This is a genomic window from Streptomyces sichuanensis, from assembly GCF_020328095.1.
Classification (GTDB): Bacteria; Actinomycetota; Actinomycetes; order Streptomycetales; family Streptomycetaceae; genus Streptomyces; species Streptomyces cinnamoneus.
The window spans coordinates 1-21,483 of record NZ_JAIXMK010000012.1; the positions used below are offsets into that span (position 1 = coordinate 1).

General features: G+C 72.6%; 17 protein-coding genes. 7 read left to right on the forward strand and 10 right to left on the reverse strand.

What is annotated here, in order from left to right; genetic code table 11:
* Positions 1–528: 528 nt before the first annotated feature.
* On the reverse strand, positions 529–834 hold the full coding sequence (locus LE181_RS06245; protein WP_225660142.1) for a chorismate mutase: 306 nt from the start codon (positions 832–834) through the stop codon (positions 529–531).
* Between the two features lie 16 nt (positions 835–850).
* Entirely contained in the window at positions 851–1,741 is an 891-nt protein-coding gene (locus LE181_RS06250; RefSeq protein WP_225660143.1) for a helix-turn-helix transcriptional regulator, read from the reverse strand.
* A 127-nt stretch (positions 1,742–1,868) separates the two neighbouring features.
* Between LE181_RS06250 and LE181_RS06255 the strand changes: the two genes are divergently transcribed.
* On the forward strand, positions 1,869–3,632 hold the full coding sequence (locus tag LE181_RS06255; protein WP_225660144.1) for a glycoside hydrolase family 35 protein: 1,764 nt from the start codon (positions 1,869–1,871) through the stop codon (positions 3,630–3,632).
* Here LE181_RS06255 and LE181_RS06260 read toward each other — a convergent pair.
* The gene (locus LE181_RS06260) at positions 3,608–6,796 is read right to left on the reverse strand and encodes an endo-alpha-N-acetylgalactosaminidase family protein (RefSeq protein WP_372458259.1); all 3,189 of its coding nucleotides are present in this window, start codon (positions 6,794–6,796) and stop codon (positions 3,608–3,610) included. The genes LE181_RS06255 and LE181_RS06260 overlap by 25 nt on opposite strands.
* A gap of 148 nt (positions 6,797–6,944) precedes the next feature.
* On the opposite strand from LE181_RS06260, the gene LE181_RS06265 reads away from it, so the two are divergent.
* Both LE181_RS06265 and LE181_RS06270 read left to right on the forward strand, forming a co-directional pair.
* Complete coding sequence (locus tag LE181_RS06265; RefSeq protein WP_225660146.1) at positions 6,945–8,228, forward strand: alpha/beta hydrolase; 1,284 nt, start codon at positions 6,945–6,947, stop codon at positions 8,226–8,228.
* Positions 8,229–8,274: 46 nt separating this feature from the next.
* Positions 8,275–8,679, forward strand: coding sequence for a VOC family protein (locus LE181_RS06270; RefSeq protein ID WP_225660147.1), 405 nt, complete (start codon positions 8,275–8,277; stop codon positions 8,677–8,679).
* Here LE181_RS06270 and LE181_RS06275 read toward each other — a convergent pair.
* The 5 genes from LE181_RS06275 to LE181_RS06295 form a co-directional block, all read right to left on the reverse strand.
* Positions 8,676–9,392 carry an MBL fold metallo-hydrolase gene (locus LE181_RS06275; RefSeq protein ID WP_225660148.1) on the reverse strand — a complete coding sequence of 239 codons (717 nt, stop codon included), beginning with the start codon at positions 9,390–9,392 and terminating at the stop codon, positions 8,676–8,678. The two genes, LE181_RS06270 and LE181_RS06275, sit on opposite strands and share 4 nt — an antisense overlap.
* 81 nt (positions 9,393–9,473) lie before the next feature.
* Positions 9,474–10,628, reverse strand: a complete 1,155-nt coding sequence (locus tag LE181_RS06280; protein ID WP_225660149.1) for a sensor histidine kinase — start codon at positions 10,626–10,628, stop codon at positions 9,474–9,476.
* On the reverse strand, positions 10,625–11,308 hold the full coding sequence (locus tag LE181_RS06285; RefSeq protein WP_225660150.1) for a response regulator: 684 nt from the start codon (positions 11,306–11,308) through the stop codon (positions 10,625–10,627). The genes LE181_RS06280 and LE181_RS06285 overlap by 4 nt, the downstream gene beginning before the upstream one ends.
* A 616-nt stretch (positions 11,309–11,924) precedes the next feature.
* Positions 11,925–12,629, reverse strand: coding sequence for a hypothetical protein (locus LE181_RS06290; protein ID WP_225660151.1), 705 nt, complete (start codon positions 12,627–12,629; stop codon positions 11,925–11,927).
* 286 nt (positions 12,630–12,915) lie between these two features.
* Positions 12,916–13,716 carry a serine protease gene (locus LE181_RS06295; RefSeq protein WP_225660152.1) on the reverse strand — a complete coding sequence of 267 codons (801 nt, stop codon included), beginning with the start codon at positions 13,714–13,716 and terminating at the stop codon, positions 12,916–12,918.
* 206 nt (positions 13,717–13,922) lie between these two features.
* On the opposite strand from LE181_RS06295, the gene LE181_RS06300 reads away from it, so the two are divergent.
* The gene (locus LE181_RS06300; RefSeq protein WP_225660153.1) at positions 13,923–14,792 is read left to right on the forward strand and encodes a hypothetical protein; all 870 of its coding nucleotides are present in this window, start codon (positions 13,923–13,925) and stop codon (positions 14,790–14,792) included.
* A 43-nt stretch (positions 14,793–14,835) separates the two neighbouring features.
* Here the strand turns inward: LE181_RS06300 and LE181_RS06305 are convergent, their stop codons facing one another.
* Together LE181_RS06305 and LE181_RS06310 are read right to left on the reverse strand one after the other, a co-directional pair.
* The gene (locus LE181_RS06305; RefSeq protein WP_225660154.1) at positions 14,836–15,885 is read right to left on the reverse strand and encodes a glycoside hydrolase family 113; all 1,050 of its coding nucleotides are present in this window, start codon (positions 15,883–15,885) and stop codon (positions 14,836–14,838) included.
* A 5-nt stretch (positions 15,886–15,890) separates the two neighbouring features.
* Positions 15,891–17,732, reverse strand: coding sequence for a DUF2334 domain-containing protein (locus LE181_RS06310; RefSeq protein ID WP_225660155.1), 1,842 nt, complete (start codon positions 17,730–17,732; stop codon positions 15,891–15,893).
* A gap of 521 nt (positions 17,733–18,253) precedes the next feature.
* Here LE181_RS06310 and LE181_RS06315 point away from each other — a divergent pair.
* The 3 genes from LE181_RS06315 to LE181_RS06325 all read left to right on the forward strand — a co-directional run bounded on the left by LE181_RS06315 (position 18,254) and on the right by LE181_RS06325 (position 21,432).
* Positions 18,254–19,507 carry a glycosyltransferase gene (locus LE181_RS06315; RefSeq protein WP_225660156.1) on the forward strand — a complete coding sequence of 418 codons (1,254 nt, stop codon included), beginning with the start codon at positions 18,254–18,256 and terminating at the stop codon, positions 19,505–19,507.
* 66 nt (positions 19,508–19,573) lie between these two features.
* Complete coding sequence (gene wecB, locus LE181_RS06320; RefSeq protein ID WP_225660157.1) at positions 19,574–20,767, forward strand: non-hydrolyzing UDP-N-acetylglucosamine 2-epimerase; 1,194 nt, start codon at positions 19,574–19,576, stop codon at positions 20,765–20,767.
* A complete protein-coding gene (locus tag LE181_RS06325; protein WP_225660158.1) occupies positions 20,764–21,432 on the forward strand; it encodes a calcium-binding protein in 669 nt (222 codons plus the stop codon). Before wecB ends, LE181_RS06325 begins: the two co-directional genes overlap by 4 nt.
* Positions 21,433–21,483: the final 51 nt, after the last annotated feature.

The window sequence follows — 21,483 nt, forward strand, 5'->3', positions numbered from 1 at the left end:
GGGGGTGGCCCCGCCCCCGTCTACGGGCCGGCCCGCGAAAGGCTCCCGCCCAAGCGCGGCCCCGCCCCCGTCCACGGGCCGGACCTGCAGGCCCGGCCAAAGACCGGCCTACGGACCGGCCCGCAAAAGGCTCCCGCCCGAGCGCGGCCCCGGCCCTGTCCACGGGGCTCGGCCCAAAACCCCCTGCGGGCCCGGGCTGCGGGGGTTTCCGCCCGGCGGGCGTAGCCGGCTGCGAGCGGTGGGTGCGGCGGGACCGGCCGCGGGTCTGGGCAGCCCTGCCGGGGTGCCCGCGTCGTTGCGGCCTCGGCCCAGTGCCGGTGGGGGTCCGCGCGGGCCCGGCCCGGGCCCCGGCCTGGCTCTCCGGGCGCCGCGGGCCTGGCCCGGTGCCCGTCCCCGGCCGCAGACCCCGCCCCGCCGGGTCGGCTCAGGCCCGTCCCGGCCCCCGGGTGCCCGGTGCGGAACCGGTCCGCGCCCCGGGTGGGGCGAACGGGCGCCGGCCCCCCTCCCCCGGCCACCCGCGTCGGCGGGTCAGGCCCGGGCGATCGTCTCGTGGTGCCGGATGACCTCGGCGATGATGAAGTTCAGGAACTTCTCGGCGAAGGCCGGGTCGAGCTTGGCGTTTTCCGCCAGTTCGCGCAGGCGGGTGATCTGGCGGGCCTCGCGGGCGGGGTCGGCGGGGGGCATCCGGTGGGCGGCCTTGAGGTGGCCGACCTGCTGGGTGCATTTGAAGCGTTCGGCGAGCATGTGAATGACCGCGGCATCGATGTTGTCGATGCTGTCGCGCAGGCGGTTCAGCTCGGCACGGACGGACTCGTCGTTGGCACTGTTGTTCATGTCCACCCCACCGAGCCTATGCGGAAGAGCGTGATCTGATGACCGGCGGGTGCGCCGGGTCGGGGATCTCGTGGCTCCAGCCGCCCGGTACGGCGCGGCCCTGGCGTTCCCGGAAGCGGACGGGGGCGGTGCCGACCCGGCGGGTGAAGAGGCGGCTGAAGTAGGCGGGGTCGTCGTAGCCGACGCGCCGGGCGACGGCGGCGACGGGGAGCTCGGTGGCGGCCAGCAGTTCCTTGGCGCGGCCGAGGCGGATGCCGAGGAGGTAGTCCTTGGGGCTGCAGCCGGCGGCGCGCCGGACGGCGGTGCGCAGCTCGGCGGGGGTCATGCCGTGGCGGGCGGCGTGCTGGGTGACGGACAGTGGCAGGAAGGCGTCGCGGGCGAGGGCCTGCAGGACGGGGTCGGTGTCGTCGGCGCGGTCGGCGCGGGCCCGGCGCAGGGCGACGAGGAGTTCGTGGACGGCGGCGGAGGTCTCGACCTCCAGCAGGGGGTTGCCGCGGCGGGCGGCGCGGGCGATGCGGGCGACGGCGGCGCGGGGGGCGGTGGTGTCGGTGAGGGGGACGACGGGCCGTTCGGGCTGGATGTAGCCCAGTTCGGTGTAGGCGGTGACGGCGGCGCCGGTGAAGTCGACGAAGCTCTCGTCCCAGCCGGCGCCGTGTGCGGCTCCGTAGTGGTGGGGGGTGCCGGGGGCGAGCCAGATGAGGGCGGGGGCGGTCACGGGGTGGGTGCGGGCGTCGGGGGTGCGGTACCAGCCGGATCCGGCGCTGATGACGACGGCGACGTGGTGGTCGAGGGTGCGGGGGCCGACGGCGGGGAGGGCGCCGTGCTGGAGGCCGACGCCGAGGCAGACCAGGCCGAGGCGGTGGTGGACCGGGCCGGGGGTGAAGTACCGCATCCAGGTGTGATACACGCGTCCCTGCCCTTCGTCGTGCCGTGGGCTCCGTCCAAACAGGGCCGATCTTTGTCCATGGCCGTCCGGCCCGCCAGAGGGCGACGATGGCCCGGTCGGCGGTGGTGGCTGAAGGGTGGGTGGGGACGTGCCGGAGTTCAGGGTGGGGGACGACGATTTCGAGCTGGACGGGCGGCCCGTGCGGCTGTTGTCGGGGGCGTTGCACTACTTCCGGGTGCATGAGGGGCTGTGGGGGCACCGGTTGGGGATGCTGCGGGCGATGGGGCTCAACTGTGTGGAGACGTACGTTCCGTGGAACTGGCACGAGCCGCGGCCGGGGCGGTTGCGGGACGTGGGGGCGCTGGGCCGTTTCCTGGATGCGGCGTGGGCGGCGGGGCTGTACGCGATCGTGCGCCCGGGTCCGTACATCTGTGCGGAGTGGGAGAACGGCGGTCTGCCGTGGTGGCTGACGGGTCCACTGGGCCGTCGGGTGCGTACGCGGGACGAGCGTTTCGTGCGGGCGGTCGACGGCTGGCTGGAGGTGGTGGCGCGGGAGGTGGTGGGGCGGCAGATCGGCCGGGGCGGTCCCGTGGTGTTGCTGCAGGTCGAGAACGAGTACGGGTCCTATGGCAGTGACCAGGTTTATCTGCGGCATCTCGTAGAACGGTGGAAGGCGCTGGGGGTGAGCGTGCCGCTGGTCACGTCGGACGGTCCCGAGGGGTACATGCTGTCGGGTGGTTCGGTGCCGGGGGTGACGGCGACGGTGAACTTCGGCTCGGGGGCGCGCGAGGCGTTCGGGGTGCTGCGCGGGTTCCGGCCGCGGGGGCCGCTGATGTGCATGGAGTTCTGGTGCGGCTGGTTCACGCACTGGGGTGGTGAGGAGGCGGGGCGGGCGGCCGGGGATGCGGCAGGGGTGCTGCGGGAGATCCTTGAGTGCGGGGCGTCGGTGAACGTCTACATGGCGCACGGGGGCACGAACTTCGGGGGCTGGGCGGGTGCCGATCGCGCCGGGGAGGATCACCGGGGGGCGCTGCATCCGGTCGTGACGTCGTACGACTACGACGCTCCGGTCGACGAGTACGGCCGGCCCACGGAGAAGTTCTGGGCTTTGCGGGAGGTGCTGGCCGGTTTCCGGGCCGGGGAGGGGCCGCTGCCCGCTCTGCCGCCCGCTCCTGCGGTGCTGGGTGCTCCGGTGGGGGTGCGGGTGGGGGCGTGGGTGCCGTTGGCGGACGTGGTGGACGTTCTGGGGGAGGCGGAGGTGGAGGCGGTGGTGCCTCCGTCGTTCGAGGAGCTGGGGGTGGAGCGGGGGCTGGTGCGGTACCGCTTCGTGGTGCCGGGTCCGCGCGGGGCCGGGCCGCTGACGGTGGTGGGGCTGCGGGACGTGGCGGTGGTGCGGGTGGACGGAGAGCGTGTGGCGGTGCTGGACGGTGCGGACGGGGAGTGCGCGCTCGTCGGCGAGGTGGCGGGGCCGGCCGTGGTGGAGCTGTGGGTGGAGTCGCTGGGGCGGGTCAATTACGGTCCGCGGCTGGGCGAGGCCAAGGGCATCACGGGCGGTGTGCTGCACGAGCGGCAGTACGTGCACGGGGTGCGGGCGCGGGGGTTGCGTCTGGAGGCGCTGGAGGAGCCGGGTGCCGCGGCGGGTCTGCCCTGGCGGGTGTGGGAGGGGCGGGAGGGGGAACCCGGCCTGTACCGGGGGTCGTTCCGGGTGGTGGGTGCGGGTGACGCCTCGTTGGAGCTGCCGGGCTGGGTGCGCGGCCATGTGTGGGTCAACGGCTTCTGTCTGGGCCGTTACCGGGCGCTGGGGCCGCAGCGTTCGCTGTATGTGCCGGGGCCGGTCCTGCGGGAGGGGGAGAACGAGTTGCTGGTGCTGGAGTGCGAGGCGGCGGGTCAGGCGGAGGTGGGGTTGCGCTGAGCTCCCGTCCCGCTGGTCACCGGCCGATGACGGTGGCCAACGGGACGGAACCCCGTGGAGGTCTCTTGCCCGACTGGGTGCACGGTGAAGCCATCCAGGCAGAACTCAGCGGTCCCGTTGGTGCCGACTTTCCGCAGTCCCACCCATGCCTCACCCGTTTCCGGTGCGGTGAACTGGTAGGAGTGCAGGGTGGGGGCGGTGGCGGCCGGCAGGGGTGTGCGGTGGAGCTCGCGGGGGGCGGGTTCGTCCACGCCGGTGATCCAGGCGTACTGGTCCGCTCGTTCGTTGACGTAGCGGAAGGTCACGCGGTAGTGGCGGCCGGGGGTGAAGCGCACGGTGTGCGGAACGGTCCGGTAGACCAGGCCCTGGTTCTCGCCGCGTGACTTCAGTGACCGGGTGCCGTCGACGACGTCGTCGACGGCTTTGCCGTTCCAGCCGCGCTGGGTGTAGGGGGCGTGCCGCTGGGCGATGTGGGTGCGGGGGTCGGTGGTGCCTCCGGCGTCGCCCTTGACGAAGGGGCCCCAGCCCTGGGGGACGTTCTCGAAGTCCTCGAAGGCGAGGGCGCCGGGTGGTGCGGGGGCGGGCCGGCCGGGTACGAGGCGTACGGCGGCGAAGCGGATGCGTGCCGTGCCGGGGGCGGCCGTCAGGGACAGGGTGGTGGGGCCGCCGCCGGGCGGCACGGTGAACCACGTGAACATGCGTTGGAAGCGTGTGCCGTGTTTGCTGTCGGCGGCCATGTGGTTGACGGCGGTGGAGGTGTCGGTCCAGTTGGTGGCGGTGGTGCCGTCGGCCGTGCGGACGGTGAGGGCGGCCCGGCGCCGCTCCCCCGCCGTGGTGCCGACCTCGACCTGGACGGAGGCGGCGTAGGTGCCGGGTCGCAGGCGGGCCGTCCGCTGGCTGACGGTGGCGGCGGCACCGGGGCCGATGACCAGTTCCCAGTGCCCGGGGGTGCTGCGTTCGGCGCGGGCCGGGCCGGTGACGTGCCAGGCGTCGAGGGTGCCGGAGAGGAAGTTCGGGTCGTGCAGGGGGGTGCCTTCGCCCCAGTGGGGGTCGGGGCGGTGGCGGCGGTGGCGTGGGGTGAGGACGTAGGGCTGTGCGGGTGCGGCGTCGATGGTGATGCGGGTGTCGCGTACCGGTAGCTCGGTGATGTCGGTGCGGCCCTGGTCGGTGAGGCGGTGCAGGACGACGGTGGGCAGGGCGGCCCAGGCGCGGGGCAGCTGCCAGGTGGTGGCGCCGCCGTGCGGGTTGTAGTGGTAGAGCTTGGTGGGGTCGGTGGCGCGGCGGGGTTCCCAGGGCAGCAGGTAGGTGTCGCCGGTGCAGACGGTGCGGCCGTCGGTGGTGATGCGCCGGGTGCCGTCGGTGTCGGTGACGCGGGTGGTGAGCCCGCCGGGTCCGGTCAGGGTGATGTCGTGGTCGTGCCAGGTGTGGAGGGTGAACGCCTGGAGGTATTTGGCGGGGAGGTTCTCGGTCCACAGCTGCCGGTGGAAGGCCGTCCAGTCGGTCTTGCCGCGCCAGCCCTCGAAGGTGCCGAGTTTCACGGTGCCCAGGAGGGGCCACTTGTCGGCGAAGACGTCCTTTTGGTGGTGGCGGATGAAGCGGATGAGCCGGGAGTTGATGCCGCGGGAGGTGTCGGGTCCGTAGTCGGTCTCGGTCGCCCAGTGGGCCCACAGGCTGGAGCGTTCCAGGCCGTGTCCCCATTCGCTGGTGATCTTCCAGCCTTGTGCGTGCAGGATGCGCTGCAGTGCGTCGGAGTTCCAGCCGGACTCGCGGAAGACGTCGATGTAGAGGGTGTCCAGGGCGGGGTCGGTTTCCTCGCGCAGTTGCCGGAAGCGGCGGGCGATGTCGCCGGAGAGCAGGTCGCGGCGGGCGTCGATGCGGTACGACTGGTCGAGCCAGTCCCACTGCCGGTCGTTCTTGTCGACGAGCGTCTCGGAGAAGGCGTGGGCGACGGGGTAGGACTCGGTGGTGTTGACGTGGACGGCGAAGTCGCTGTTCCACTTCTTGCCGCGGCGCAGCAGGGTGTTGAGGTCGTCGAGGCCGCCGGCGCGGGTGTTGTAGTTGCCGCCGTAGTCGGGGTGGGCGGAGTCGTGGCCCTCGGACTGGTAGCCCTTGAGGAGGGTGAACTGGCGTAGTCCGTCGGTGGCGAGGTGGATGCGTTTGATGTGGTCGAGGGTGGTCAGGAACGGGTTGGTGGCCTGGCTGGCGAAGTTGAACGCGATGTGGGGGACGACGCGCAGGTGTTGTTCGTCCGCTCCGGGCGGGTCGGTCATGATGTCGCGCATCGCGATGGCCGCGTCCTGCCAGTCGACGGTGCCGTCGCCGTTGCGGTCGCCGGTGACGATGACGGTGACGTGTGGCAGGGGGTCGGTGGCGGAGGGGGGTGCGCCGGCGGGGCGGTGGGTCCATTCGCCGCAGGTGAGCCGGGCCTCGGTGTGGTGGGCGCGGGTGAGGGTCTGTCGCCGGAAGCGGCCGTTCTCCCAGGAGGTGGTGGTGTCCGGCCGGTCGTGGACGGTGTTGGTCTCGATGGCGGCCGCGAGCCGGTCGGTGCTGACGACGGCGTAGGCGCAGCCGGTGGGTGCGGGGTCGGGGGGTGTGGTGGCTGTGGGGCGGACGAGGGTGTCGCCGTCCTTGGTGGCGTCCAGGTGGATGCGGGCGGCGAGCAGGGCGGCGCCGGGCTGGGTGCTGCGGACGGACAGGAAGGCGAGGGCGGGGATGCGCAGGGTGCCGATGCGCAGGGCGGGGGTGTCGGTGATGCGGGTGACCCGCCAGTCGGTGCGCCAGTGGTCGACGCGGATCTCGACGTCGATGCGGGTGCCGCCGGCGAGGCGGAGGGTGTAGGTGGCGTGGTCGGCGGCGATGGTGGTGGTGACGGTGGGGGTGTGGGGGGTGTTGTCGACGAGCAGGGAGGTGACGGGTTCGTCCTGGGCGTGGAGGACGGCGCCGGTGGCGCGGTGGGTGTAGGTGAGGATGCGGGGGAAGGTGGTGTCGACGCGGACGTCCAGGGCGTCGGAGCGCAGGACGGCTTCGTGGTCGTCGGCTGCGGCGCGGGCGGTGCCGAGGCCGGTTCCGGCGAGGGCGGTGGCGACGACTACGGCCCGTCGGCTCGGGCCCGGGTGGTCTGCGGTCACGGCGATACCGTGGTGTGGCGGGGGCGGGGTGACCATGGACAAAGGTCGGGGTGGTCTTGGACTAACGGGGAGCGGGTGGGGTCGCCTCGGCGCCGGGGAGGAGGCGGGCCCTTAGGGGTCGGGGTGGTGAGGGCCCCTCTCAGGGAGGGGGAAACGACCCGTGGCGTCTCGTAGGGTCGTCGGCATGACAATCACAGCGATGGGTAACGAGCGTGCGGGCAAGGGGCGTTCGGCGGGCCGCCGGAGAGTGACGGCCGCGGCGGCGGTCGTTCTGGCGGCGTTGGCGGCGGCACCGGCCGTGGCAGCGCAGCCCTCGGCGGCAGGCACCCCGGCACACGCCGCGGCGGATGCCGGGCGGGGTGCGCTGCTGCGCACCGAGCGTGTGGCCGCGCTCGACGACAAGGAGGTCGCGGCGTACCTGGCCCCGGAGTTCACGGATGCGCCGGTGCGGTACGGGGTACGGGCCTACCGGTTGACCTACCGGACCGTCACCCCGCAGGGCCGGCCCACCACGGCCACGGGTCTGCTGGTCCTGCCCGACGGCGGCGGCCGCAGGCTGGCGGTGGTCTCCGACACGCACGGCACCATGGCCAGCCGCACGTACGCGCCGTCCGTCATCGAGGGCAAGGGCTTCGGCCGGCTCTCGCCGTACCTGCACGCGGCGGCGGGCCGTGCGGTGGCGGCGCCCGACTACCTCGGTCTCGGCAACGGCCCGGGCCGTCACCCGTACATGGACACCGCCTCGGCCGTCACCGCCTCCGTCGACATGCTGCGGGCGGCGCGCACGGCGGCGCAGCAGCAGGGCCGGCAGCTGACCGGTGACGTGTACGCCACCGGCTTCTCGCAGGGCGGGCAGGTGGCGGTGGCGCTCGCGCGGGCCCTGGACGCGGGCGCGGACCGGCACTTCAGGCTGCGGGCCCTGGCGCCGGTCTCCGGTCCGTACGACCTGGAGAAGGCCGAGATGCCCGGCATCGTCGACGGACGCGTCGACGAGCGCAGTGCGGTCTTCTACCTGTCGTACTACCTCACGGCCCAGAACCGGCTGCACCCGGTCTACCGGGACGCGGCCGAGGTGTTCCGGCAGCCGTACGCGGGCGTCGTCGACCGGCTCTTCGACAGCCGGCACACCGAGGAGGAGATCTTCAAGGTGTTGCCGGCGACGGTGCGGGAGCTGCTGACCGACGGGTTCTACGAGCGGCTGCAGCATCCCTCGGGCGGGTTGCTGGAGGCCATGCGGGCGCAGGACGGGGCCTGCGGCTGGAAGCCGGCGGCGCCCGTGCGGCTGCACACCGCGGCCGGGGACCGGGACGTGCCCATCGCCAACTCGGTCAACTGTGCCGGTGACTTCGCGCGCCACGGCGTGCGGGTGCCGGTCGTCGACCACGGGAAGACCGGTCACTTCGGGGCGTTCCTGAAGGCGACGCCGGAGATCGCACGCTGGTTCGATGCGGTGCAGCGCACGCCGTGAGCGGGCCTGCGTTCCCGTCCGGGGGGCGGCACGGCATCATGCTTCCATGATCGCCAAGTTGCAGTGCACCGTCATCGACTGCCCCGACCCCGCCGCCCTGGCGGCGTTCTACTCCGCCGTGCTGGGCTGGCGGGTCGTGGCGGACGACAGCGACCCGTCCTGGGTCTGGCTGACCGACCCCGCCACGCGCCAGAGGATCGCCTTCCAGCGGGTGGAGGGCGACTACCGCCCGCCCCGCTGGCCGGACGCCGCCCATCCGCAGCAGATGCACCTCGACTTCGACGTCGACACGCGGGAGGACGTGGAGCGCGCCCAGGAGGAAGTCCTCGCGCTGGGCGCCACGTTCCTGCACGACAGCGGTGGCCGGGAGCGGGGTTTCCGGGTCTACGCCGACCCTGCGGGGCACCCCTTCTGCCTCTGCTACGGACAGGAGTTTGTCCTTCCGTCCTAAGGGGCCGCCGTCAGCGCCTCGGCGGCGGCCCGCAGCGCCTCCCCCGCGCCGCCGACGATCGGCGCACCGTGACCGAAACAGGCCGTTCGGACGTCCAGTGCGGCCTGACGGTGGAAGGAGGCGATCGTCTGCTGCAGGTCGGTGTTGAAGACGCCCGGCATGAGCTGCTGGACGTTGGCGATGGTGTCGCCGGTGAACAGCACGCCCGACGAGGTCAGGTGCAGGGCCACGCTGCCGTCGGTGTGCCCTGGCACGGCGACGACCCGCACCTCCTCGCCCCAGTCCAGGGTGTCCCCGTCCACCAGCTCCCGGTCCACCCGGCAGGGCGGGGCGGGCGGAACGTCCACCAGCCCGGCCTGCACGGACTCGAACAGCGGGATCTCCCACTCCTGCAGCACCGGCGGCGGCTCCGGCACCTCGCCCCGTATCACGGGCGCGTCGGCCGCCCCGGCCAGCACCCGCGCCCCCGTCGCCGCGGCGAGGGCGGCCGCGGAGCCGGTGTGGTCCAGGTGGTAGTGGGTGAGCACGATGTCGCGGACGTCCTGCGGGCGGGCACCCAGCCCCGCGAGGGCGTCGAGGACCGGCCCCTCGTTCCCGGGCAGCCCGGTGTCGACGAGGGCCCAGCCCCGCCCGTCCGGCAGCCGCACGGCGTAGGACTGGCCGACGGCGAAGGTGAACATCCACAGGTCCGGTGTGATGCGCGTGGTCTCCATGGCGCCACGCTAAAGATCGTTACGGTCACGGGCCCAGCGTTTGCGCCGTGCGCGGATTGAGCCCCGGGCGTAACTCCCGCCTCACGCCGCCGTGCGGTCCACGGGGAACAGCGCGGTCACCTGCCAGCCGCCCTCGGGCGCCGGACCGGCCGTCAGCCGGCCGCCCATGGCCTTGGCGCGTTCGGCGAGGCCGACGAGGCCGAAGCCACCGCCCCGGGCCTGTTCGGACAGGGCGGCCGCCCGCTTGCCGTCGTCCGCGATGCGCAGTTCGACGCCCGCGGGCACCCCGCGCACCCCGATCCGGACGGCCGTGGCGTCCGCCGCGTGCTTGCGGACGTTGGTCAGGGCCTCGCGGACCACGCGGTGGACACCCGCGGCGACTTCACCCGGGATCCAGGTTTCCATGCCGCGCTCGATGTAAAGGGCGACGGGCGGCCCCGTACGGGCGAACGCCTCGGTCAGCTCGCGCACTTCGGGCAGACCGGCGACGGGCTCGGTCTCGGCCTCCCCCTCGCGCAGGACGCCCACGAGGCGGCGCATCGCGCCCAGCGCCTCGGACGCGGACGTCTCGATGCGTGCGAACGCCCCGGCGGCGGCCGGCCCCTCCAGGGCCGTGAAGCGGGCGGCCTGGGCCTGCACGGCGATGCCGGTGACGTGATGGGCGACCAGGTCGTGCAATTCGCGGGCCAGCTCCAGCCGTTCCGCGGTGCGCACGGCGACCAGGTCGCGGGCGCGCTGCGCGGACTGGCCCCGCAGGATCAGGGAGTAGCTGCCCACGACGACGGTCAGGATCGCGGCCAGCGCCGTGAACCACTCGGGGTTGAGGTCGCGCATGGGCGCCGCGACGACGGCCAGCGCGAGCAGCGGGCCGAGGACGCGGGCGACGCGCTGCGAGGACCGGCCGACGACGAGGCTGAGCAGGACGAGCAGGGCGATGCCCTCCCCCATGCCCCACACGACCGTCGGGTGCCGCCCGGCCATCAGCGCGACGGACGCGGTCAGGGACACGGCGGCGGCGATGCCCGCCCGTACGTTCAGGGAGATCCAGCCGTAGGGCACGGCGCACAGGCAGACCAGGACCCCGGAGGCGAGGACGACGGCGTGCGGCTCGCTGGGCTGGCGGGCGAGGGCGAAGCCCTCGAAGCCGACGAGGAAGAGCAGGACGGCCCCCAGGGCGGCCTTCGCGACGGCCGATCCCCGGGGGTGGCGGGCGGCCCACCCGGCCCATCTGTTCACGTGCCGCCCGTGGCCAGTCCGCTCTTCCAGGCCCAGGCGGCGATCTCGACGCGGTTCCGGGCGTCGAGCTTGAGCTGCACGTTGGCCAGGTGGGTCTTGACCGTGGACAGGGAGACGAAGAGTTCACCGGCGATCTCGGCGTTGGTGGCCCCGCGGGCCAGGCAGCGCACGACGTCGGCCTCGCGGTCGGTGAGCGGCTCGGACGGCTGCCGGACGGTGCCGGCGGCCCCCGCGCCGGCCGGCGCCATGTCGCGCAGCAGCCGGACGGTGATCGCGGGCGAGATGAGGGAGTCGCCGACGGCCGCGGCGTGCACGGCCTCGACCAGCATGGCCGGGCTGGCGTCCTTGAGCAGGAAGCCGGAGGCGCCGTTGCGCAGGGCGGTGTGGACGTACTCGTCGAGGTCGAAGGTGGTGACGATGACGATGCGGGGGTGCCGGCCGCGCTCGGGGTGGGCGGCGGACAGCTCGGACAGGCGGCGGGTGACCTCCAGCCCGTCCAGCTTGGGCATGCGGATGTCGAGGAGCAGGACGTCGGGCCGGTGCCGCTCGACGGCCTCCAGGGCCGCCTCGCCGTCGACGACGTCGGCGACGACCTCGATGTCGGGCTGGCTCTCCAGGATCATCCGGAACCCGGTGCGGACCATCTCCTGGTCGTCCGCGATGACCACGGTGATCGGCATGCTGTGCCCTCGCTCCTTTGCAGCCTTTTTGCAGCCTCGGACGGTCTCGGAAGGGTCGGTGCGCGCGGAGCCGCGCCCGTACCGGGCGTCCCTCCATGTCACCGGGGGTGCCCGGGGGCCGCAACCGCAGCGGACGGCGGGGGCGGCCGGGGCCACCGACGGGTCGGGCCCGTGCCCGCGCCGGTTCCGGCCCCGGGGCGCGCCGAGGGCCCGCGGGGCGGGCCGAAGGGGTGGCACCGGCCGGACGGGGAACGCCACGGGTCTGCCCGGCCGCGGGCCGCTCGGCCGCCTCCGCGGCGCCGGGCGGCGGCACTGCTCGCCCCGTCGCCCTCCGGTCCTGCCCGGCCGCGGGCCGTCGGGGTGCACCGGCCACTCGGCGGACCGGCCGGTGGCCTGTCGTCCGATGGCCGGTCGTCCGGCGATGAGCCGTCCCGTGACCAGTCGGCCGGTGATCTGTCGGCCGGGGGCAGTCGTGCCGGGGCCAGCCGGCCCGTGGCCTGTCGACCGGCGATCAGCCATCCCGTGACCAGTCGGCCGATGGCCAGGCCGTCCGGCGATCTGTCCGCCGGGGGCAGTCGTGCCGGGGCCAGCCGTCCCGTGACCAGTCGGCCAGCGGTCAGTCCGCCGTGCGGCCGTAGCGGCGCAGTGCCACGCGTACGCCGTAGGCGCCGCCGGCGACGGCCACGAGGGCGGCGCCGGCCGCGACGGCCGGGGTGCGGACGTCCCCGGCGTCGTGGCTGGCCTTGATGATGTGGCCCGCCTCGACCACGCGCTTGACGGGGTTGCCGGACGAGTCGTGGGGCGGCCGGCCCGCGGTCGCGGTCCGGGGGGCGTGCCCGGCGTCCTTGGCCGTGGCGGCCGCGCCGGGCGCCTCGTGCGTCCGGGAGACGGCGGTGGTGGCGGACGGGGCGGCGGCCGTGGCGGTCCGGCCGGTGGCCTCGGGGGTGTGGCGCAGGGAGCCGGAGGCGAAGTCGTAGTAGTTGGTCAGGCTGCTGCCGTCGAGCCGGGCGCGCAGGGTGGGCCGGTCGCCGTCGCCGCCGAGGATGCGCAGGTGGAGCCGGTCGAGGTCGGCGGTGGGGCGGCCGGCGTCGAAGGTGCGCTGCTCCTTGCCGTGGCTGGTGACGGTCACGCGCGCGCCGCCGCTGCCGGAGGTCAGGCTGGCCCGGCTGCCGTCGGGGAGCCGTACGTGCTGGACGGTGGTGCCGCGGCGGATGTCGTGGTCCCGCCCGTCCGCGGCGAAGGCGGTCGCCGTCGGGTACGCCACGGCCGCGACGGCGGCGGTGAGGACGGTGGCGGCGGCGATGCGGGACGTGACGGACACGGAGGTGCCTTTCCGTAACGGTCGGCTCTGGCTGCGGCCGCCGGTCCTTCCCGGCGGCACGCCCTTCACGTTACGGACGTTTATGCGCCCCACACCTCGACTGTCCGACCATTCTCGTCTCGGCCGAAAGGATGACGGGGCCCCCTCCGGGTCATACCAAAGTGCGGGTCGGTGGCCCGGGGCAGCGGCGCGGCGGGGCCGCGGAGGGGGCCCGGGAGCCCGTACCGGGGCTGGGCCGTCCGGGTCAGCGGACGGCCCGGCCAGGCCGGTACGGGCCGGGGTGCGCTCAGCCGCCGAGGCTCGCCGCGGCGGAGCGGATGGCGGAGGCGAAGGTGCTCACCTCGGTGTAGACGCCGGGGTAGCCGGGGCGTGCGCAGCCCTGGCCCCAGCTGACGATGCCGACCTGTATCCAGGCGCCGGCGTCGTCCTTGCGGAACATCGGGCCGCCGGAGTCGCCCTGGCAGGTGTCGACGCCGCCGGTGTCCATGAAGCCGGCGCAGATCTCCTCGCCGGGGGTGAGGCTGCCGCCGTAGGCGCCCTCGCAGGTGGCGTCGTCGACGTAGGGGACCTCGGCCTTGAGCAGGAGCCTGGACTGCGGGCCGCCCTCGCTGGTGGCGCCCCAGCCGGCGACGGTGAAGGTGCCCTGGTTGTAGGCCGTGGTGTCGGCGGTCTTGAGGGTGGGGAGGTTGATGGGTTTGGCGAGCTTGATGAGCGCCCAGTCCTTGCCGACGCCGTTGTAGCCGGGGGCCTGCAGGACGCGGGTGGACTTGACCTTGACCGCCTGGGAGGACTGGAGGTCGACGACGCCGGCGGTGACGGTGATGGAGGTGTTGGGGCCGCTGCCGCTGACGCAGTGCGCGGCGGTCAGGACGATCTGCTGGGTGTAGAGGGCGCCGCCGCAGCCCATGGACAGCCGCACCATCCAGGGGAACTCGCCCTGGGCGGCGGGTTCGCCGCCGATGACGCTCGGGCCGGGCCGCGGTTCGGGGTCGTGCGCCTGGGCGGTGCCCGGCTGGAGGCTGAACGCGGCGAGGGCGACCGCGCCGACTGCGGTGGCTCTCCTGAGCACCTTGAGGAAGTTGCGCAACGGTCTTCCTTTCGTGGGAGGTTGTGCGCACTCCACGGCCGGGTGGGGGATGGTCGTTCGCGTTGGTCTTGTTCGGCTCATGACAATGCGCTTTGCGATTATCGGGCGGGCGGCAGCCGCGACCTAGTCGCGTTTTCGGCCAGTCGGCAGGGGTCCCGCGCCCGTAGAGTGGAAGGGCACCGGCAACCGCACGGGGGTGGTCACGCGTGGGCTCGGACCTCGCGATCGAGCACGGCTTCCCGCACCTGGAGACGGTGCGCTCGGCGATCACCGCGCTCTACAAGCGGCTGTCCTGCGACGGGGTGCGCTCCTTCGCGGCGAGCGTGCCGCCGGCCGACGTCGCCTTCTCCGACGACGAGGACCCCTACCTGGGCGTCCAGCGGATCGCCGGCGAGATAGTGCGCCACCTGCGGCTGCCGGACGCCCGGATGATCGTCGCCTTCCGCGACATGCGGCACGCCGGCAGCATCGAACTGGCCGCGGGGCCCGAGTACTTCATCGAGCTCAACGCGCGCTTCAAGACCCACCGCCGCGACATCGGGGCCGCGCTCTCGCACGAGGTGATGCACGTCTACCTGCACCGGCTCGGACTGGAGTTCCCCGGCACCCGGGACAACGAGATCCTCACCGACACCGCCGCCGCCTACCTCGGCGCGGGGTGGCTGCTGCTGGACGCCTACCGCGAGTCCTCGGTCTCCGCGCAGAAGCTGGGGTACCTCACACCCGAGGAGTTCGGGTACGTGCTCGCCAAGCGCGCCCTCGCCTTCGGCGAGGACCCCTCGCCGTGGTTCACCAGCGCGCAGGCGTACGACGCGTACGTGCGGGGGCGCGGCCGGGCGCAGCGGGACGCGCGGCGCCCTCCGCTGGCCGCCGCCGGGCGGCTGGGGCGCCACCGCTACGCACGGGACCGGCGCGGACGGGTGGCCGCGCCGGAGGCGGGGTACGCCTTCGAGGGCGATCCCCCGCGGGTCAGCTTCCCCTGCCCGACCTGCTGGCAGCGCATCCGGCTGCCCGTGCGGGGGCGGGTGCGGGCCCGATGCACGCTGTGCCGGACGGAGCTGGACTGCGACACGTGACGGCCGGCCGGCGCCTGCCGCGGCCCGCGGCGGCGGACGGCTCCTACCGGCCCCACCACTTGCGCAGCACCTTCTCCGCGGGCTTGCCGTGCGGCGTGTACGCCAGGCGCTTGGCGGTCTCGCCGCTGTCCGGCCAGTCGTCCCACATCCACCAGCACACGCCCGCCCACCAGGGCTTGCCGTCGAACGCGGCGAGCAACGCCTCATAGGCCGCGGCCTGTTCCTCCTCGCCGTCCCGCTTGCTGACGGTCCAGGAGAAGGGCGCCGTCGTCGTGCCGCGCTGGCTGACGTACCCGGCCTCGGTGAAGAGGATCTTCCGGTGCTGCCGCTCCGAGAAGGCGGCCAGTTCCTCCGTGATGGGCTGCCATGCCTGCCGCAGCCGCGCGGGGTCCGTCGTGGCCTTGTCGGCCAGCGGCCAGTAGGCGTCGATGCCGATGACGTCGAGGTCCTTCCAGAAGGGGATCTTCTGGTACTCGTCGTAGTTGGCGGCGTACGTCAGCGGGCCCTTGTAGCGCTCGCGGATCGCGGCGATGGTCCGCCCCCAGCGCTCGCCGTCCTGCGAGGTGCCCGCGAGCTCGGTGCCGACCGAGAACTGCTCGACGCCCGCGTCGGCCGACAGCCGTGCGTAGTGGGTGATGAAGCGCCGGTACGCGTCGAACCAGGCGTCGCGGTCCTTGGGCCGGATCTCGGCGCGGTCGCCGCCCTTGGTCAGGTCGACGTGCGGCTTGACCATGGTCTTGAGCCCCGCCTCGTGGGCGAGGCGGATGATGTGGCGCAGGCTGTCGTCGCCGGCGGTCTCGTCGGTGGTGCGCATGGCCGAGTCGGTGACCTTGTCCTGGTACCAGGTGGGGGTGAACGTCACCCACCGGGCGCCGGTGCCCGCGATCTGCCGCAGATACGTTCCGGCTTTCTTGCTGCTGTAGTCGTCGGTGTTCCACGAGGGGAGCGTGAAGCCGCGCAACCCGCTCACCTTCCTGTCGTCGGGCCGGCCGCTCGGACCGGTCGTGGGGCCGGAATCGTCGTCGTCGCCGGACGAGGAGCACCCGGCGACGAAGAGGACGGCCACCGCCACCGCGGCGGCCGTCCTCCTCATCGCGTTCACTGGGTGAGCGCCGCGGGGGCCACGAAGGTGTAGCCGAGGGCACGGATGCCTTCGACCGTCTGCTTCAGCGGCTCCACGTCGTAGTACGGGTGGTAGAAGAAGCTCGCCACGCCGTCACGCACCGCCAGGTTGGCCTTGGCCGAGGCGATGAGGTCGGCCGGCAGCCGTGCGGGGTGGTTGTTGTACGGCACGGGCTCGTAGTTGCCGATGTTCTCGGGGAGCACGGTCGTACCGTAGACGTCCTTGACGGCGTACGGGAAGAACTGGCCGATGTAACGGCTGGCATTCGTCGTTCCGCCGCTCAGCGTTCCCCCGAAGTACAGGGAACGCTCCAGCCGGGCCGTGTAGTTCTGGCCGAAGACCCGGTAGTCGGTGGCGGAGGCCGCGTAGTGCGGGGTCGTCCACAGCGTGGGCTTGGGCAGTCCGGCCGCGGTGAAGGCGGTGAGGGCCGACGTCACGCGGGACTGCGCCCAGACGGTGGAGTCCTCGGGCACCGGCCCGTCGTAGATGACGTTGTCGGCGGCGTCGACGTGGGCGCGGAAGAACTCGAAGTCGTCGCCCGTGACGCCGGTGTAGGGGTTGTTGACGTTCTTGTACTGGTGTGTGTAGCCGTGGTTCATCAGGACGGCGCCGCGCTGCAGCATGTACTTGAGCGCCGCCACCACCTCCGGGGCCTGGGCCAGGGTGACGGTCTTCGGCACACCGTTGTTGTAGGCGCCCTTGGGGTCGGTGTAGACCGGGATGACGTTGATCCCGTAGGGGATCTTCTGCGCGTAGAGGTAGTCGGCCATCGCCCGCAGCTTCGCCGGCTCGGCGTCGGGGCTGATGTCCTCCAGCCGGACGAACGCGCGGTGGCGCTCGGCGGTCGCGGGGGCCAGGCCGTCGAAGAGGAGGTCCTCGAAGACGATGACGCGGTCGGCCTCGGAGACGTAGGTGAAGGGGATCTCGCCCACGTAGGTGAGGTTGGAGGAGCGGAAGGCCCAGGGGAGCGTGGCGCCGTTGTTGGCGTCCTTGGCCTGCGCGAGCTCGGTGATGTCCGGGTAGTCGGGGCCGTCGACGACCGCCGGGTGCAGGACGCCGCCGTCGAAGCCGGCCGGGATCTTCCTGGTCAGCGTCTGGTTCTTGTACGTGACCTGGTTGATGTTGCCGACGTTGCCGTTGGTCTCGAAGAAGGAGTTGGTCGGGTCCCAGCCGTACTTCTTCTTGAAGTTCTCGATGCCGACCGTGTTGGCCATGTTCCAGATGTTGTCGCCGATCCAGGTGACGGGCTTCGCGGTCTTCAGCGCGTCCTGGTAGAAGGCGGCGGGGATGGCATCGGGGATGGTGCCGCCGTAGTACGTCGAGCCGACGTAGTAGGTGGAGGTGTACTGCTCCACCATGCCCGCGGTGTAGGCGGAGACCGGCTTGGCCGTCACGGTGCCGAAGTGGCCGGCGAGGTTGGCGATCGCCATGGCGTAGAGCTCGCCGAGGTGGCCGTAGGGGCCGGTGGTGTCGTAGAGGACGAGCGCCGCGGGGCCGGCCGGGGCCGCGAGGGCCTGCACGGGGCCGGCGGTGGCGGTCTTGGTGACGGGCGCCGGGGTGACCGTCAGCTGGTGCGCCAGGCGCTTGCGGTCGTTGCTCAGCCGGGCGGAGACCCAGCCCTTGAGGTCATTGGTGCTCGCTCCGGAGAGCGAGGCGGACCCGACCCCCTTGAGGCCGTACGAAGGCCGGGGTTTGCCGTCCCCGGCTATCGCGGCCTCGGCCCCCGTGGAAAGCGCGACGCCGCCCAGCAGGGCGGCGATCAGGGACAGGATGAGCGAGAGACGGGAAAACCCTGCTCTCCCTCGCGAATTTTTCATTGTTGTTCCCCCCTGGTTGACGAGCTGTTGCCGGTCCCGTCCCCCAACGGTTCAAGTCCCGACAGTTGGCCGATTCTTGTGGGGCGTCGGGGCGGGTGTCAATAGACGCCGCTGGTCCGGACCGTTCAATAAATGACAGCTGAATTGGTGTAGACCTTCAATCCCATGCGTCACACAAGTGACCCCAGCTGGCATAACTACCGGTTGGTACACAGAATTTACTGTTCCGATTCAACAAGTCTCACCATGCGGGACGGAACAGGTCGCTCAGTCTGATACCTTCCCAGCGCACGCCTCAAGCGAGGCGGAATCCGGGGGGAACTCATGTACGGAAAACCCGCTCTGGGGACAGTTCTGCCTTTGGCCGGACTGACGGCAGCCCCAGAAGTTATGCCGGGCATACCCTTTGCCAGGGGACTGCAGGAGGCGGCCGGAGCAGGTTTCCTGCTCTACTGCGCGATAGCCGCCGCTCTTCTTTCGGCCAAATTCTGGTACGTGCTCCGAAACTCCGGTGACCGTTCATGATCACCGAAGTCCTGCTCTGGTCGAGCATCGCCATCATCGTGATGGCGGGGTGCTACAACAGCACCCTCTTCGTCCTTTCCAGACGTCGCGTCCGCCGCGACCGCGGCCCACGCACGGAACGTCTCTACGTCTTCCTCCTCGCCTGCCTGAACGAGGAGAAGGTCCTCGCCGAGAGCCTGGCGCGCATCACCTCTCTGCCCGCCGGGAACTTCATGGCCCTGGTCATCGACGACGCGTCCGACGACCGCACGGCCGCCATCGCCCGCGCCGCCGACCCCGACCGGGTCCGGCTGCTGCAGCGGCACCTGCCCAACGCCCGCAAGGGCAAGGGGGCGGCACTCAACGACGGCATCCGCCACCTCCGCGAATCCGGCATCCTCGACGGCCGGGACCCGGCCGACGTCATCGTCTGCGTCGTGGACGCCGACGGCCGGCTCGACCCGCACGTCGTCCAGGCCGTCGACCCCTACTTCGACGACCCGCGCACCGGCGCCACCCAGGTCGGTGTGCGGATGTACAACCGCCACAAAGGACTGCTTGCCCGCCTCCAGGACATGGAATTCGTCATCTACGGCGACATCTTCCAGTCCGCCCGCCGCTACTTCGGCAGCGTCGGCATGGGCGGCAACGGCCAGTTCATGCGCCTGTCCGCGCTGGACTCCCTCGGTGGTGAGGACGGCCGGGGGCCGTGGAGCGACTCCCTGACCGAGGACCTCGACCTCGGGGTGCGCCTCATCGCCCGCGGCTGGACCAACCAGCACTGCACCACCGCGGCGGTCTCCCAGCAGGCCGTGCTCGACGTCAAGCGCCTGGTGCGCCAGCGCTCCCGCTGGTTCCAGGGCCACCTGCAGTCGGCCGGGCTGATCCCGCTCATCCTGCGCGAGGTGCCCACCAAGGCCGCCGTGGACCTGCTGTACCACCTCTCCAGCCCCGTGCTGATCCTGCTCACCTCACTGCTGCCGCTGTCCTTCGTCATCGCCACGGCCGGCACCCTCATCGGGTCCGTCCAGGCCGGGCACGCCCTGATCTCGCCCCTGTGGATCGTCGGCCCGTACGTCCTGTCGTTCACCGCGGCGTACGCCTACGGCTGGGTCTACTCACGGCGCGAGCGAGGGCTCGGGCTCGTCCGGGCCATCCTGCTGTCCCACGTCTTCGTCTTCTACGGCTACATCTGGTTCGCCGCCGGATGGTGGGGCCTGTGGCGGATGCTCACGGGCAAGCAGACCTGGCTCAAGACCGCGCGCACCTGACGCCACGCGGCACAGCGGAACGGCACTCCACAACCGTCAGCCATGCATGCTCTCCGAGGGAGAACCATGTCCCCGAACGTCATCACCACGCCCGTACGCGCCATGCTCGTCCTGGGCACCCGTCCCGAAGCCATCAAACTCGCCCCCGTCGCCCGCGCCATGGCGGCCTCACCGCTCTTCGAGCCCATCGTCGTCACCACCGGCCAGCACCGCGAGATGCTCCACCAGATGCTGGAGCTCCTCCAGGTCGAGGTGCGCGTCGAACTCGACGTCATGCGCGACCGGCAGGAACTGTCCACCCTGACCGCCCGCCTCATCGACGGGCTCGGCGAGGTCGTCCGCGCCGAGCGGCCCGACGTCGTCGTCGTGCAGGGCGACACCACCTCCGCGCTGACCGGCGCCCTCGCCGCCTTCTACGAGCACATCCCCGTCGCCCACGTGGAAGCGGGGCTGCGCACCGGGGTGCTGGACAACCCCTTCCCCGAGGAGCTCAACCGGCGCCTCATAGGCCGGATGACCCGCTGGCACTTCGCGCCCACGCCCCGCGCGGCCGGGCACCTGACGGCCGAGGGGGTGCCCGACGCCGAGGTGTTCGTCACCGGCAACACCGTCATCGACAACCTCCTGTGGGTCCTCGAACAGAACACCGGCGTCAACCACTTCCGCAGCGACCTGCGCCGCGTCCTGGTCACCCTGCACCGCCGCGAGAACCAGGGCGACAAGATGCGGGCCATGGGCAAGGCCCTGCGCCGGCTCGCGGACCGCGGCGACGTGGAGATCGTGCTGCCGCTGCACAAGAGCCCCGCCGTCCGCGAGGCCCTGCTGCCCGAACTCTCCGGCCACGAGCACATCCACGTCGTCGAGCCGCTGGGCTACGTGGACTTCTCCGCCACGCTCGCCGGCTGCGACCTGGTGCTGACCGACTCCGGCGGCATCCAGGAGGAGGCCCCGAGCCTCGGCAAGCCGGCCCTGGTCCTGCGGACCACCACCGAGCGGCCCGAGGCCGTCGACGCGGGCGCGGCCCGGCTCGTCGGCACGGACCCGCAGACCATCCTGGACGCGGCCATGCAGCTGCTGGACGACCGGGAGGAGTACGAGCGCATGGCGACGGCCGGCAACCCCTTCGGGGACGGGCTCGCCACGGAGCGCATCGTGGCGCAGCTGGCGGAGGACTTCGGCGCCGACGCCGACGCCGCGGCCGCCCAGGATGCGCTGATCGTCTCCCCGTCCGACGGTCCGGGGTCATACTCGACGGCATGACGAGAGTTCACCGGCTCCTCGCCCTCACCCTGTTCGCGGCCGCCGTCGTGGCGGGCATCATCTTCGCCGTGAGCGGCATCTGGGGGGACGAGGACGGAGAGCCGGCGACGCCGTGGGCCGAGGGATCGGTCCACGGGCCGTGGAGGTCGGTCTTCGACGGCCACGGCGAGAACATCGGCCGGCACGACGGCCTGGCCCTCTCCCCCAAGCCCTCCCAGGTGCCGGAGGAGACCCACGCCGGGCTGATCGTCTCCACGCAGCAGTACACGGACGTGGACTACCGGGCGCGGATGCGCACGGTGGCCCAGCTGCGCACCCCCAAGCCCAATCCGTGGGAGGTGCCGTGGCTGGTCTGGGGCTACATGGACCCGGAGCACTTCTACTACATCACCCTCAAGCCCAACGGCTGGGAGCTGGGCAAGCGCGACCCCGCCTATCCCGGGGGGCAGCGCTTCCTGGCCACCGGCTCGGAGCGGTTCCCCGTCGGCAAGTGGTCGGACGTCCGGGTCGGGCAGCGCGGGGCGCGGATGGAGGTGAGCGTGGACGGACGCGGCCTGGTGGCCTACGAGGACAAGGAACGCCCGTACCTGCGGGGCAACGTCGGGGCGTACACGGAGGACGCCCGGGTGGTGTTCAGCGACATGTCGGCGCGTCCCGCCGAGTGACCTCCGCTGCGCACGGCGGCGCCTGCCTCGGGGTCGGGGACGAGGCAGGCG

Bases quoted from the DNA above. Each gene is read 5' to 3' on its own strand.
- LE181_RS06245 (WP_225660142.1), bottom strand. From the start codon at position 834: ATGAACAACAGTGCCAACGACGAGTCCGTCCGTGCCGAGCTGAACCGC.
- LE181_RS06260 (WP_372458259.1), bottom strand. From the start codon at position 6,796: ATGGTCACCCCGCCCCCGCCACACCACGGTATCGCCGTGACCGCAGAC.
- LE181_RS06265 (WP_225660146.1), top strand. From the start codon at position 6,945: ATGACAATCACAGCGATGGGTAACGAGCGTGCGGGCAAGGGGCGTTCG.
- LE181_RS06270 (WP_225660147.1), top strand. From the start codon at position 8,275: ATGATCGCCAAGTTGCAGTGCACCGTCATCGACTGCCCCGACCCCGCC.
- LE181_RS06275 (WP_225660148.1), bottom strand. From the start codon at position 9,392: ATGGAGACCACGCGCATCACACCGGACCTGTGGATGTTCACCTTCGCC.
- LE181_RS06285 (WP_225660150.1), bottom strand. From the start codon at position 11,308: ATGCCGATCACCGTGGTCATCGCGGACGACCAGGAGATGGTCCGCACC.
- LE181_RS06305 (WP_225660154.1), bottom strand. From the start codon at position 15,885: ATGAGGAGGACGGCCGCCGCGGTGGCGGTGGCCGTCCTCTTCGTCGCC.
- LE181_RS06310 (WP_225660155.1), bottom strand. From the start codon at position 17,732: ATGAAAAATTCGCGAGGGAGAGCAGGGTTTTCCCGTCTCTCGCTCATC.
- LE181_RS06315 (WP_225660156.1), top strand. From the start codon at position 18,254: ATGATCACCGAAGTCCTGCTCTGGTCGAGCATCGCCATCATCGTGATG.
- wecB (WP_225660157.1), top strand. From the start codon at position 19,574: ATGTCCCCGAACGTCATCACCACGCCCGTACGCGCCATGCTCGTCCTG.
- LE181_RS06325 (WP_225660158.1), top strand. From the start codon at position 20,764: ATGACGAGAGTTCACCGGCTCCTCGCCCTCACCCTGTTCGCGGCCGCC.